This is a genomic window from Streptomyces deserti, from assembly GCF_054782695.1.
This window is the reverse complement of record NZ_BAAGRZ010000034.1, coordinates 1-12,955: the sequence shown is the minus strand read 5'-3', so window position 1 is coordinate 12,955 and position 12,955 is coordinate 1. Positions and strand designations below refer to the sequence as shown.

11 protein-coding genes and 1 pseudogene are annotated in these 12,955 nt (G+C 71.0%); 10 read left to right on the top strand and 2 right to left on the bottom strand.

Features of this window, described 5'->3' with window-relative positions; all coding sequences use genetic code 11:
- The first annotated feature begins 158 nt into the window (after nt 1-158).
- The 3 genes from ACYVMZ_RS33965 to ilvD all read left to right on the top strand — a co-directional run bounded on the left by ACYVMZ_RS33965 (nt 159) and on the right by ilvD (nt 3,769).
- The gene (locus ACYVMZ_RS33965; RefSeq protein ID WP_461086634.1) at nt 159-989 is read left to right on the top strand and encodes a sugar phosphate isomerase/epimerase family protein; all 831 of its coding nucleotides are present in this window, start codon (nt 159-161) and stop codon (nt 987-989) included.
- On the top strand, nt 986-1,606 hold the full coding sequence (locus tag ACYVMZ_RS33960; RefSeq protein ID WP_461086632.1) for a TetR/AcrR family transcriptional regulator: 621 nt from the start codon (nt 986-988) through the stop codon (nt 1,604-1,606). The genes ACYVMZ_RS33965 and ACYVMZ_RS33960 overlap by 4 nt, the downstream gene beginning before the upstream one ends.
- Nucleotides 1,607-1,915: 309 nt before the next feature.
- Nucleotides 1,916-3,769 (top strand): dihydroxy-acid dehydratase, encoded by a 1,854-nt coding sequence (gene ilvD / locus ACYVMZ_RS33955; RefSeq protein WP_461086630.1) that lies wholly within the window; start codon nt 1,916-1,918, stop codon nt 3,767-3,769.
- A gap of 143 nt (nt 3,770-3,912) precedes the next feature.
- Here the strand turns inward: ilvD and ACYVMZ_RS33950 are convergent, their stop codons facing one another.
- The gene (locus tag ACYVMZ_RS33950; RefSeq protein ID WP_461086628.1) at nt 3,913-6,144 is read right to left on the bottom strand and encodes a serine/threonine-protein kinase; all 2,232 of its coding nucleotides are present in this window, start codon (nt 6,142-6,144) and stop codon (nt 3,913-3,915) included.
- A 181-nt stretch (nt 6,145-6,325) separates the two neighbouring features.
- Between ACYVMZ_RS33950 and ACYVMZ_RS33945 the strand changes: the two genes are divergently transcribed.
- The 7 genes and pseudogenes from ACYVMZ_RS33945 to ACYVMZ_RS33915 all read left to right on the top strand — a co-directional run.
- On the top strand, nt 6,326-6,652 hold the full coding sequence (locus ACYVMZ_RS33945) for an SH3 domain-containing protein (protein ID WP_461086626.1): 327 nt from the start codon (nt 6,326-6,328) through the stop codon (nt 6,650-6,652).
- Nucleotides 6,653-6,695: 43 nt separating this feature from the next.
- On the top strand, nt 6,696-7,208 hold the full coding sequence (locus ACYVMZ_RS33940; protein ID WP_461086624.1) for an EamA/RhaT family transporter: 513 nt from the start codon (nt 6,696-6,698) through the stop codon (nt 7,206-7,208).
- A gap of 177 nt (nt 7,209-7,385) precedes the next feature.
- Nucleotides 7,386-8,177: a class I SAM-dependent methyltransferase gene (locus tag ACYVMZ_RS33935; RefSeq protein ID WP_461086622.1), complete on the top strand. Its 792-nt coding sequence runs from the start codon at nt 7,386-7,388 to the stop codon at nt 8,175-8,177.
- A gap of 171 nt (nt 8,178-8,348) precedes the next feature.
- Nucleotides 8,349-9,173, top strand: a complete 825-nt coding sequence (locus ACYVMZ_RS33930) for an ABC transporter ATP-binding protein (RefSeq protein ID WP_461086620.1) — start codon at nt 8,349-8,351, stop codon at nt 9,171-9,173.
- Nucleotides 9,170-9,973 carry an ABC transporter permease gene (locus ACYVMZ_RS33925; protein WP_461086618.1) on the top strand — a complete coding sequence of 268 codons (804 nt, stop codon included), beginning with the start codon at nt 9,170-9,172 and terminating at the stop codon, nt 9,971-9,973. The genes ACYVMZ_RS33930 and ACYVMZ_RS33925 overlap by 4 nt, the downstream gene beginning before the upstream one ends.
- A 163-nt stretch (nt 9,974-10,136) precedes the next feature.
- Nucleotides 10,137-10,949 carry a pyrroline-5-carboxylate reductase gene (gene proC / locus ACYVMZ_RS33920; protein ID WP_461086616.1) on the top strand — a complete coding sequence of 271 codons (813 nt, stop codon included), beginning with the start codon at nt 10,137-10,139 and terminating at the stop codon, nt 10,947-10,949.
- 126 nt (nt 10,950-11,075) lie between these two features.
- Nucleotides 11,076-11,340 (top strand): annotated as a pseudogene (locus ACYVMZ_RS33915) (AraC family transcriptional regulator); the annotation flags it as partial.
- Here ACYVMZ_RS33915 and trpS read toward each other — a convergent pair.
- The gene (gene trpS / locus ACYVMZ_RS33910) at nt 11,274-12,305 is read right to left on the bottom strand and encodes a tryptophan--tRNA ligase (RefSeq protein WP_461086614.1); all 1,032 of its coding nucleotides are present in this window, start codon (nt 12,303-12,305) and stop codon (nt 11,274-11,276) included. The pseudogene ACYVMZ_RS33915 and the gene trpS sit on opposite strands and share 67 nt — an antisense overlap.
- Nucleotides 12,306-12,955: the final 650 nt, after the last annotated feature.

Here is a 12,955-nt window from a genome sequence, read left to right as displayed (position 1 = left end):
GGGAACCGCGCGAGAACCACGGACAACCCGCGCGAGAACCACGGACAACCCGCGCGAGAACCACGGACAACCCGCGCCCGCTATGGCAATGACCACAACGGCCAATAGGCGCCCCTGCCCCACCGCCGGAGGCAACCGCACCCCGTAATCTGTCCTTCGTGGCAGAACCAAGGGACGTTGTCCGCATCCCGGATGCGAAGGTCGCCCTGTCGACGGCCTCCGTCTATCCGGAGTCCACGGCGACGGCCTTCGAGATCGCAGCGCGCCTCGGGTACGACGGTGTCGAGGTCATGGTGTGGACCGACCCGGTGAGCCAGGACATAGAGGCCCTGCGCCGCCTCTCCGACTACCACCGGATCCCGGTCCTGGCCGTGCACGCGCCCTGCCTGCTGATCACGCAGCGCGTGTGGTCCACGGACCCCTGGACCAAGCTCCAGCGGGCCCGGGCCGCGGCCGAGAAGCTGGGCGCGACGACCGTGGTCGTACACCCCCCGTTCCGCTGGCAGCGGCAGTACGCCCGGGACTTCGTCACCGGAATCTGGCGGATGGCGAACGAGACGGACGTGCGGTTCGCCGTCGAAAACATGTACCCCTGGCGCTACCGCGACCGCGAGATGCTCGCGTACGCCCCCGACTGGGACGTGACCAAGGACGACTACCGGCACTTCACGATCGATCTCAGCCACACCGCGACGGCCCGTACCGACGCGCTGCAGATGATCGACCGCATGGGTGACCGCCTCGGCCACGTCCACCTCGCCGACGGCCGGGGTTCGGCCAAGGACGAGCACCTCGTGCCCGGCCGTGGCACCCAGCCCTGCGCCGAGGTGCTGGAACGTCTCGCCGCGAACGGCTTCGACGGCCACGTCGTCGTCGAGGTCAACACCCGCCGGGCCATGTCCAGCGCCGAGCGCGAGGCCGACCTGGCCGAGGCGCTCGCCTTCACCCGCCTGCACCTGGCCTCGGCGATGCGGGTGCCGCGGCGATGACCAGTACGACGCCGGCACCGCGCCGCCGCGGACGACCCCCGCGTACGGAGTCCGCCGACGCGCCCGCGACCCGCGACCGCATCCTGGACGCGGCCCGCGCGGAGTTCTCCGAGCGCGGCTACGAGAAGACGTCCGTACGCGGCATCGCCAAGGCCGCGGGGGTCGACTCGGCGCTCGTGCACCACTACTTCGGCACCAAGGAACAGGTCTTCGAAGCGGCCGTCGAGGTCGCCATGGCCCCCGCCCTCAGCGCCCGGGACACCATCCTCGAAGGGCCGCTCGACACCGTCGGCGAGCGCCTGACCCGCATGTTCTTCGGCCTCTGGGAGAACCCCGTGACCCGGACGCCGCTGCTCGCGATCGTCCGCTCGGCCGTGAACAACGAGGCCGCGGCCGCCGTCTTCCGCCGCATGATCGCCACCCAGCTGCTGCGCCGCCTCGCCGGCCGGCTCGACCTGCCGGACGCGGAGCTGCGCACGGAACTGGCCGCCGCGCAGCTGGTCGGGATCGCGATGATCCGGTACGTGATCAGGATCGAGCCGCTGGCGTCGGCGGACCCGGAGCAGATCATCGCGCGGGTGGCGCCGGTGGTGCAGGGGCATCTGACCGGGGCGTGAAAGCCGGTGGGGCAGGGGCACCTGACCGGGGAGCGGCCCCCGATCCTGCGGGGGTATCCGGCCGGGCCGTGAAGGCCGGTCATGCGGAGATGGCGTGAAGGGCGGTCGTGCGGAGGCATCCGACCGGGGCGTGAACGCCGGTCGTCCGGATGTGTCCGGCCGGGGAGTGACCGCTCATGCCCCGGGCTGAGACATTCGTCCCGTATCCCGGACACCGCGTCCCGCCCTCTGGATGACCGGCGTACGCTCGACTCAGTCAGAACTCTGTCAGCGCCCTCTGGCAGACACTCTCTGAAGGAGCGAGCGACGATGCCCGAGCTGAGGTCCCGCACAGTCACCCACGGCCGCAACATGGCGGGCGCCCGCGCCCTGATGCGCGCCTCCGGTGTACCCGGTGCGGACATCGGCCGCAAGCCGATCATCGCGATCGCCAACAGCTTCACGGAGTTCGTGCCCGGCCACACCCACCTCGCGCCGGTCGGCCGCATCGTCAGCGAGGCGGTGAAAGAGGCCGGCGGCATCCCGCGCGAGTTCAACACCATCGCCGTCGACGACGGCATCGCCATGGGCCACGGCGGCATGCTCTACAGCCTGCCGTCCCGCGACCTGATCGCGGACAGCGTGGAGTACATGGTCGAGGCGCACTGCGCCGACGCCCTGATCTGCATCTCCAACTGCGACAAGATCACCCCGGGCATGCTGAACGCGGCCCTGCGCCTGAACATCCCCACCGTCTTCGTCTCCGGCGGCCCGATGGAGTCCGGCCGGGCCACCCTGGTCGACGGCACGGTCCGTACGCTCGACCTGGTCGACGCGATCTCCGACGCCGTGAACGACAAGGTCTCCGACGAGGACATCCTCCGCATCGAGGAGAACGCCTGCCCGACCTGCGGCTCCTGTTCCGGCATGTTCACGGCCAACTCGATGAACTGCCTGACCGAGGCGATCGGCCTGTCCCTCCCCGGCAACGGCTCGGTCCTGGCCACGCACACCGCCCGCCGCGCGCTGTACGAGAACGCGGCCCGCACGGTCATGGACCTGACCCGCCGCTACTACGAGCAGGACGACGACACGGTCCTGCCCCGCTCCATCGCCACCTTCGCGGCCTTCGAGAACGCCATGGCCCTCGACATCGCGATGGGCGGCTCGACCAACACGATCCTGCACCTGCTGGCGGCGGCCCAGGAGGCGGGCGTCCCCTTCGGCCTGGAGGAGATCGACCGGGTCTCGCGCCGGGTGCCGTGCCTGGCGAAGGTCGCCCCGAACGTCGCCAAGAACCGTACGTACTACATGGAGGACGTGCACCGCGCCGGCGGCATCCCCGCCCTCCTCGGCGAACTGCACCGCGCCGGCCTGCTCAACGAGGAGGTGCACGCGGTCCACAGCCCCTCCCTGGCCGACTGGCTGAAGACCTGGGACGTCCGCGGCGGGTCGCCCTCCGCCGAGGCGGTCGAGCTCTGGCACGCGGCGCCCGGCTGCGTCCGCTCCGCCGAGGCCTTCTCCCAGTCCGAGCGCTGGGAGTCCCTCGACGACGACGCCGAGAACGGCTGCATCCGCTCCGTCGAGCACGCCTACTCCAAGGACGGCGGCCTCGCGGTCCTCAAGGGGAACCTGGCGGTCGACGGCTGTGTCGTGAAGACGGCCGGCGTCGACGAGTCGATCTGGACCTTCGAGGGCCCGGCGGTCGTCTGCGAGTCGCAGGAGGAGGCCGTCCAGAAGATCCTGACCCAGCAGGTCAAGGAGGGCGACGTCGTCGTCATCCGCTACGAGGGCCCCAAGGGCGGCCCGGGCATGCAGGAGATGCTGTACCCGACCTCGTACCTGAAGGGCCGCGGCCTGGGCAAGGCCTGCGCCCTGATCACCGACGGCCGCTTCTCCGGCGGCACCTCCGGCCTGTCCATCGGCCACGCCTCCCCGGAGGCCGCCTCCGGCGGCACGATCGCCCTCGTCGAGGACGGCGACCGCATCCGCATCGACATCCCCAACCGCACGATCGACCTCCTGGTCGACGACGCCGAGCTGGCCCGCCGTGAGCAGGCGCTGGGCGGGGTGTACGCCCCGAAGAACCGCGACCGCAAGGTCTCGGCGGCCCTGCGCGCGTACGCGGCGATGGCGACCAGCGCGGACAAGGGCGCCGTGCGGGACGTGAGCAAGCTGGGCTGAGTCCCTGTCGAGTGCCGGTTGAGTACCTTTTGAGTCCTTGCTGACTCCTTGCTCGACTCATGGGTGAGGGCCGCCTCCCGTCGCCGGGGGCGGCCCTCTCGCACGCTCGCGTGCGTGCTGAGCCCTGCCCTATGAGTTCGGCCCTACCAGGCCGACGGATCGCGTCCGTCCACCGCGAAGACGGTGCCGTCGGGGGCGGCGGCGTAGACGTGATCGTGGGCGATCACGGGCTCGGGCAGGGCGGCCGGGACCCGGTCCGCGTGCGGGCCGAGCCGCGGCCGGGTCTGACCGAGGAGCTTCCCCGTCCGGGCGTCGACGGCGAGGAGCCGTCCGTCGGGGGCGGTGACGTACACGTGCCGGCCGTCGGTGACGGGCGCCGAGCCACGGGTCACGGACGTTTCGAGACGCCACAGCTGCTTCCCCGCGGCCATGTCGACGGCCACCAGCGATCCGCCGTCCCCCATGACGAGGACGACGTCGCCCCGCACGGTGCCGTGGGCCTGTTGCAGCGGAACCGGCAGCACGACCCGCCGCACCGATCCGGTGTCCGGCGTGGTGTCCGCACTGGTGTCCGCGGTGGTGTCCGGGGTGTAGCGGACCACCGCTCGCGCATCCCCGTACACCGCGTCGACGGAGGTGAGGAAGACGGACCCGCCCGCCGTGCCGAGGGGCTCCAGGCTCCCCTCCAGCCGGGCGTCCCACCGCACGTCCCCCGTCCTCGGATCCACCGCGGTGACGCGCGTGCTCGCCCCGTCGGCGGACGTGCTCGTCGCATACGCCAGCGGGTCCCCGGCGAACGAGGAGAAGTACGGCACCGAGTGGCCCGGCACCCGGTGGCTCCACCTGGTCTCACCCGAGGCGCCGTCCACGCCGGTGACCGTCCCGTCGGCGCCGGTGAGCAGCAGCATGCCGCCCGCGCTCGCCAGGCCGCTGTACGCGGGCATGGTCTGCCGCCACCGCACCGTGCCGGATGAGGGATCAAGCGCCTCCAAACGACCTATCCGCTCCAGCGAAGGCTGGACGAGACCACCCAGCAGGACCGGCGGCCCGCTCACGTGTGCCCTGTCGACGGAGCGCCGCCACAGCGTGCGGCCGTCGGCCGGATCGAGGGCGAAGACGAGCCCGGGCTGCGCACAGAGCAACGCGCCCCGGCCGTAGGAACACTGGGGCGTGGTCTCGTCGGACGCGGGCACCCTCTCCCAGGCACTGAAACCGGCCACCGTCGTACGAGGGGTGCTCTCCGGCGCCGGGCTCCTGCCGTCGAGCACCTGCACCGACGCCAGCAGGCCCAGGACGGCGAGGCCGAGCGCCCCGGCCCCCAGAGCCACCCGGCGGCCCGGACGCCTCCTGCCCCGCTGTCCGGCCGCCCCGGCTGCCGCACGGGGCTCCGGCCCGGTCTCCGGCCCAGGTTCCTTGCTCTGTTCTCGATCCCCTCCCGGACCGGGCCTCTTGTCCGTCCTCGGCTCCGGACCCGTCCCCGGCGGATCGTCCGTCCCCGCCGGATCGCCCGTCCGCTGCGCCGGTATGAACGCCTGCGTGTCGTACGAGGCCGCCACCGACCGCAGTTCCCGCATCAACTCGTCGGGCGAGGGCCGGTCCTCGGGCTCCTTGGCCAGGCACCGCAGGACGAGCGGCGCGAGCTCCTCCGGTACGCCGGTCAGGTCGGGCTCGTCGTGCACGACCTGGTAGGCGACGACGTACGGGCTGTCGGAGTCGAACGGCCCGCGTCCGGTGGCCGCGTGCACCATCACGGACCCGAGCGCGAAGATGTCGGCGGCCGGTCCCACCTCCCGTGGCCGCCGGAACTGCTCGGGTGCCATGAACGGCGGCGTACCGATCAACTTGCCGGTCTCGGTCCGCAGTTCACTGTCCTTCGGCCGGGAGATGCCGAAGTCGATGACCTTCGGCCCGTCCTCGGCGAGCAGTACGTTGCTCGGCTTCAGATCCCGGTGCACCACGCCGACCCGGTGGATGTCCCGCAGCGCCTCCGCGAGCCCGGCCATCAGGCGACGCAGCTGGGCCGGAGCCATGGGACCGTTCCGCTTCACCTGGTCGGCGAGCGTCGGGCCGGGAATGAACAGCGTGGCCATCCAAGGCCGTTCGGCCTCCGGGTCGGCGTCCACGACGGGTGCGGTGAAAGCACCGCTGACCCTGCGGGCCGCACCGACCTCCTGCCGGAACCGTCCCCTGAACTCGGGATCCCTGGCGAACTGGGCGTGTACGACCTTCACCGCGAGCTTCATCCCCGAGGTGCTCCGGGCCAGGTGCACCACGCCCATGCCGCCCGACCCCAGGCAGGCGTCCAGACGGTAGTGACCGGCGTACTCGGGAAGTTCCGCTTCCGCGCCCGCTCCGGTGTTGTGCTGTGGCGCCACTGGGACCACCCCCGTGCTGTTCGTCCGCGCGCGCGACGCTCGGAGCCTAGTCGATGACTCGTGCGGGACCGAGGCGGCTTGCTAGCCTCCGTGGCGAGTTGCGTATATGTGTTTCATTGCGTGATTCAGGGGAATCAACGGGACCCCATGGCAGTCATGGGGATCAACGGGGGAGGTTGTCATGTCTGTTGACCGCGTCGAAGAGGTGGCGGGCAGAGACGGTTCGGAGCCGGTCGCCATGGCGGTGGAGACCACGGCTCTGCGGTACTACTCGGTGGCCCCGGGCTACCGCGTCAACGTCCGCAGCGGCCCCGGCACCAACTACACCGTCGTCCGTGTCCTGCCCGAGGGCGCCAAGGTGGCGATCTACTGCCAGACGCCGGGCACCACGGTCACGGGCCCGTACGGCACGACCAACATCTGGGACAACATCGACAACGGCGAGTACGTCTCGGACGCCTACGTCAACACGGGCAGCGACGGATACGTCCGGCCGCGCTGCTCCTGATCCCACGCGGAGCCGGCAGGGGTGCCGGAGCCATAATCAACGCGTGAGCGATGAAACCGGCACCCCGGACACCCCTGCGGGCACCCCGCCCTCCACCGGGCCGCGCCCAGAGCCCCTCCGTTTCTTCGGCACGACCTGGGTGCACCACGACCAGGGCTACACCGCCCGCCGCTTCGGCGTCGCCGTCGGCTCACTCGCCGCTGCGGCCGCCGCCTGCCTCGTCCTGCGCGTCGCCTACCAGGGCCTCCAGATCGCCGCCATCGGCAGCTTCGTCACCCTCCTCATGGTCGTGATGTTCGCGATCTGCAGCGCGCTCGCCTTCCGGCACACCTGGGACGGCTTCACCCGCCGCCCCGACCCCGACCGCCAGGCATCCCTGCGCGGCCTGCTGGCCATCGGCTTCGTCGGCTCCCTCCTGGCGTACTTCTTCCGCTCCCTCTTCGAGGCCCCCGGCGAGCAACTCCACCGCGAGGAGTACGAGACCGCCCGCAAACAGCACGAGCAGCGCACCACCCGCCGCTCGGGCAACCCGTCCAGGAAGCGCCGCCGCTCCTGACCAGGCAGCGCACGCCAGGCTGCCCGACCCGCCTCTCACCCAACACTCACCGCACCCGGTCCCCGCCCGCGTCCACCATGGCCGTATGACCACACGGCCCTCCACTCCCGCCACCCCCTCCGCCGCCACCGCCGCCTCCCCGAAGCCGTCGCGACAGAAGCCGTCCCCTCCGAAGCCGTGACAACCGAAGGCCCCACGGCCCAGGACCTGCGCACCGCCCGCGCCCACTCCTTCAAGGCGGCCGCAGCCCAGTACGCCGCCAACCGCCCCTCGTACCCACCCGCCGTCTTCGACGCGCTGGAAGACCTGGCCGGTCGGCCCCTCACCGGCTCGCGTGTCGCGGACATCGGCGCCGGCACCGGCATCGCGACGGCCCTCCTGCACGCCCGCGGCGCCGACGTGATCGCCGTGGAACCCGGCGACGGCATGGCGGCCCAGTTCCGCCGCGCCCACCCCGACATCCCGCTCGTCCGCGGCAACGGCAACGCCCTGCCCCTCGCCGACGCCTCCGTCGACTTCCTCACCTACGCCCAGGCCTGGCACTGGACCGACCCCGCCCGCGCCGTCCCGGAGGCCCTGCGTGTCCTGCGCCCCGGCGGCGCGCTCGCCCTGTGGTGGAACGCCGACGCCCTCGACGTGCCGTGGATCGCCGAGGCGGCCGACCGCACCAGCCGCCGCTTCGGCCTGAACATCTCCGCCGAGAAGCGGAACGTCAACGCCCGCGCCGCCGACCCCACCGGCCGCCTCGACTTCGCCCGCCGCACGGTCCGCTGGAGCCGCCGCGTCCCCGTCGACACACACCTCGCCAACCTCGGCAGCCACTCGGTCGTCCTGGTCCACGGAGAGGAGCACAGCGCGACCTTCCTCGCCGAGGAGCGCGAGCACCTGCTCAGGACGTTCCCGGACGGCATCGTCGAAGAGGTCTACGACGTCATCCTGCTGGTCACCACCACACCGACCACCGACTGACCACCACCCCTGGGCCTGACCGTGCCCGGCCGCCCATCTCGCAAGGGCCGCCGGGCACGCGTGTCCCCACCCAGCCGGCCCTCACGCCCGCCATCCGGGCACCCAGCACCCTTGCCCCACCCCTGCCGTCCCCGCTTGACGCGACCCTCCCCCCGGAGCACTATTCATCACATGATGAATTATTCCTCCGGGCCACCCCGTACCGCGACGGCGCCGGCGACGGAACCCGCCGACAACGCCCCCGCGATCCGCGCCGAAGGCCTCACCGTCGTCCGAGGACCCCGCACGGTCCTGCGCGGACTCGACTTCACCGTCCCCCGCGGCCAGATCACCGGCCTGCTCGGCCCCTCCGGCTGCGGCAAGTCGACCCTCATGCGCGCGATCGTCGGCACCCAGGCCAAGGTCACCGGCACCCTGGAGGTCCTCGGCCACCCCGCCGGCCACCCCACCCTGCGCACCCGCATCGGCTACGTCACCCAGGCCCCCTCCGTCTACGACGACCTGACCGTCCACCAGAACCTCGATTACTTCGCCGCGATACTCGACCCCGGCCGGTCGGCGACCGACCGCCGCCACGAAGTGGACCGCGTCCTCACCGATGTCGACCTCACCAGCCACGCCGACGCCCTGGCCGGCAACCTCTCCGGCGGCCAGCGCAGCCGCGTCTCCCTGGCGGTGGCCCTCCTCGGCACCCCCGAACTCCTGGTCCTCGACGAGCCCACGGTCGGCCTTGACCCGGTCCTGCGCCGCGACCTGTGGAACCTCTTCCACGACATCGCGGCATCCCGCGGCGCCACCCTCCTCATCTCCTCCCACGTCATGGATGAGGCCGAACGCTGCCACCGCCTCCTGCTCATGCGCGAGGGCGAGATCCTCGCCGACGACACCCCCGACGCCCTGCGGACCCGCACCGACTCCGAGACGGTCGAAACAGCCTTCCTGCACCTGGTCGACGAGGCGATCGCAGCTGGCCGCACGAAGGAGGCCACGCGATGAACCCGACGAACGCAGCGGATACGACGAACACGACGGGCACGCCCGCAGCCCCGACGAGCGCCCTGAACCCCTCCCGCACCCTCGCCACCGCGACCCGGGTCCTGCGCCAGCTCCGCCACGACCCGCGCACCATCGCGCTGATGATCCTCATCCCCTGCGTGATGCTTTTCCTGCTGCGCTACGTCTTCGACGGCAGCCCACGCACCTTCGACAACATCGGCGCATCACTCCTGGGGATCTTCCCCCTGATCACGATGTTCCTGGTCACGTCCATCGCCACCCTGCGCGAACGCACCTCGGGCACCCTGGAACGCCTCCTCGCCATGCCCCTCGGCAAAGGCGACCTCATTGCCGGCTACGCCCTCGCCTTCGGCACCCTCGCGATCATCCAGTCGGCCTTCGCCACCGGTCTGGCCCTGTGGGGCCTCGGTCTGGACGTCACGGGCAGCCCCTGGCTGCTCCTCCTGGTGGCCCTCCTGGACGCCCTCCTCGGCACAGCCCTCGGCCTGTTCGTCTCGGCCTTCGCGGCCTCCGAATTCCAGGCGGTCCAGTTCATGCCGGCCGTGATCTTCCCCCAACTCCTCCTTTGCGGCCTCTTCACCCCCCGCGACAAGATGCACCCCGTCCTGGAAGCCATCTCCAACGCCCTCCCCATGTCCTACGCCGTCGACGGCATGAACGAGGTCCTCAAACACACCGACATGACCGCCACCTTCGTACGCGACGCCCTGATCGTCGCGGGCTGCGCCTTCCTGGTCCTGTGCCTGGGCGCGGCAACCCTGAGGAGGCGAACCGCCTAGCACCGAGCCCCGCAGCGTCGGGCGCCTGACCAGCGGCCGGCGTCAGCACACCCGGCCCAGCCGACGGCAGTCACATTCCGCCCACCGGACACCCACCCCGCCGGACATCCCCGGGTGCGAGGATGAACCCGGACGACGCAACCCCCGGAGGGCACCCCCAGCCATGACCCAGAAAGTCGCAGTCCTCGGTACCGGCAAGATCGGCGAAGCCCTGCTCAGCGGAATGATCCGAGCTGGCTGGGCCCCGGCCGACCTCCTGGTCACGGCCCGCCGCCAGGAACGAGCCGAAGAACTCCGCACCCGCTATGGAGTCACCCCCGTCAGCAACGCCGAGGCCGCCAAGACCGCCGACACCCTGATCCTCACGGTCAAGCCGCAGGACATGGGCACCCTCCTCGACGAACTCGGCCCCCACGTCCCCGCCGGCCGCCTGGTCATCAGCGGAGCCGCCGGCATCACGACCTCCTTCATCGAGGACCGTCTCGCCACCGGCACCCCGGTGGTCCGCGTCATGACGAACACCCCCGCCCTCGTCGACGAGGCGATGTCCGTCATCTCCGCCGGCAGCCACGCCAGCGAAGCCGACCTCGCCCACACCGAGGAGATCTTCGGCGCCGTCGGCAAGACCCTCCGCGTCCCCGAGTCCCAGCAGGACGCCTGCACCGCCCTCTCCGGCTCCGGCCCCGCGTACTTCTTCTACCTGGTCGAAGCCATGACCGACGCCGGCATCCTCCTCGGCCTGCCCCGCGACAAGGCTCACGACCTGATCGTCCAGTCCGCGATCGGCGCCGCCACGATGCTCCGCGACAGCGGCGAACACCCGGTCAAGCTCCGCGAGAACGTCACCTCCCCCGCCGGCACCACCATCAACGCCATCCGCGAACTCGAGAACCACGGCGTACGAGCCGCCCTCATCGCCGCCCTCGAAGCCGCCCGCGACCGCAGCCGCGAACTGGCCTCCGGCAACAACAGCTGACCCGGCTGCCGACAGCGCCCGCCCGGGGCGGTCACCCCGCCACTTCCACCACCTCCTTCGTGGTCACCACGCGGCGAAACCGCCCCCGTGCAGCGACACCGCCGACGCCTGCGCCACCTCGTCCGCATCCGGACCGCGGCCGCCACCGCCGCCGGCATCGACCTCTGCCTCCACCTGGTCCGCCTCGCCCACGGCGCCGAGGCCGCCGCCGCCACCGCCCGCTCCATGGTCACGGCCCCCTGGGAGGTCGCCCGCCGCGCCGACGTCGGCAGCGAGGTCACGATGCGCCAGCACTTCGCATCGCGCCTCGCCACCAGCACGCGCCTACCGAGCGGTGTTCAGCACGCCACCCGTATCAGAAACGGCAGGCAGCAACCCGACCGCGCGATAAGCGGCATCCACCGTCGGCCGCGCCATGGCCCGCGCCCGCTCCGCACCATCCCGCAGCACCCCCTCTACATAGCCAGGATCCGCGCACAACTCCTTGTGCCTCTCCTGCACGGGCCTGAGCACCTCGACCACAGCCTCCGCGGTGTCCGTCTTCAAGGCCCCGTACGACTCATATACACCGCTCAGGTCCGCGGGGTTCCCACCCGTACAAGCCGCGAGGATCTCCAGCAGATTCGCCACCCCCGGCCGCTCCACCCGGTCGTACACGACGTCCCGCCCGCTGTCGGTCACCGCCCGCATGACCTTCTTCCTCACCACGTCCGGCTCGTCGAGCAGATAGACGATCCCCGGCCCGACGTCGTCGCTCTTCCCCATCTTCGACGTCGGATCCTGCAGGTTCATCACCCTCGCCGCCACCGGCGGAAGCGTGGCCCGAGGCACCACGAACGCATGCCCGTACCGCTGGTTGAACCGCACCGCCAGATCCCGCGTCAGCTCCACATGCTGCGCCTGGTCGTCCCCGACCGGCACCTCGTCGGTTCCGTACGCCAGGATGTCCGCCGCCATCAGCACCGGATACGTCAGCAGCGACAGCCGCACACTCCCGCCCCGCGCCTGCTCCCGAGCGGCCTTCTCCTTGTACTGGATCATCCGCCGCATCTCACCGTCGGTCGCCACGCACTCCAACAGGTACGACAGCCGCGCATGCTCGTCCACATGACTCTGCACGAACACCGTGCACCGCTGCGGATCCAGCCCTGCCGCCAGCAGCAGCGTCGCCGCCTGCCGACTCAGCCTGCGCACCCGCGCCGGATCATGCTCCACGGTCAGCGCGTGCAGATCGACGACGCAGAACAGCGCGTCCGCCCGGTGCTGGTCCACCGCGACCCACTGGCGCATGGCCCCCAAGTAGTTCCCCAGCGTCAGGTGCCCGGTCGGCTTGACCCCACTGAAGACCCGTTTCATCCCTGCTCAACCTCCTGGTCGAGGCCGCCGCCCGGCGGCCGCCCCTCTGGAGCTCAGGAGGGAGATACGCGAACGGCCGCCGGAGCGGCGGCCGTTGAGTGCATACGTGAGAGCGGCCGCCGTCAGGCGGCCCACCACTGCCGGGTGCACGTACGCGTCGTCATACGCTCCAGACTACGCCGCCGGGGTGCCGCCCGTACCGAAGTTGACACGCCCTGGCCCGGTACGTAGTGTTCTTCGGGTTGTCCGACGTGAGCGCCGACTCCGGTCGGTCCCCGGACAGCCATCCCGCAGGTACCAACCACTACTCGACGAGCAGTCGATCTGCCGTCGTTTCGTTGGCATGCGTATTTACGGAATGAGGAATCCACGTTCGAAAGAGCGCGGGCCCCGATTAGCTCGGCAGCCGGGAATCCGCTAAAGTCTCACTCCGTCGGAACGGCCCAACAGCCGAGAAGACAACACCCTGCTGACAGGGAATCAGGCCCGAAAGGATCTGATATAGTCAGAACCGCCGGAAAGGGAAACGCGGAAGCGGGAACCTGGAAAGGCAGCCGAAAGGCGAATCCCGCCGACTGGGAATCGGGTCCGAAAGGATCTGATAGAGTCGGAAACACCGAAGGGAAGCGCCCGGAGGAAAGCCGCGAGAG

Coding starts and splice junctions, on each gene's coding strand:
- ACYVMZ_RS33960 (WP_461086632.1), top strand. CDS start 986: ATGACCAGTACGACGCCGGCACCGCGCCGCCGCGGACGACCCCCGCGT.
- ilvD (WP_461086630.1), top strand. CDS start 1,916: ATGCCCGAGCTGAGGTCCCGCACAGTCACCCACGGCCGCAACATGGCG.
- ACYVMZ_RS33945 (WP_461086626.1), top strand. CDS start 6,326: ATGTCTGTTGACCGCGTCGAAGAGGTGGCGGGCAGAGACGGTTCGGAG.
- ACYVMZ_RS33930 (WP_461086620.1), top strand. CDS start 8,349: ATGATGAATTATTCCTCCGGGCCACCCCGTACCGCGACGGCGCCGGCG.
- ACYVMZ_RS33925 (WP_461086618.1), top strand. CDS start 9,170: ATGAACCCGACGAACGCAGCGGATACGACGAACACGACGGGCACGCCC.
- proC (WP_461086616.1), top strand. CDS start 10,137: ATGACCCAGAAAGTCGCAGTCCTCGGTACCGGCAAGATCGGCGAAGCC.
- trpS (WP_461086614.1), bottom strand. CDS start 12,305: ATGAAACGGGTCTTCAGTGGGGTCAAGCCGACCGGGCACCTGACGCTG.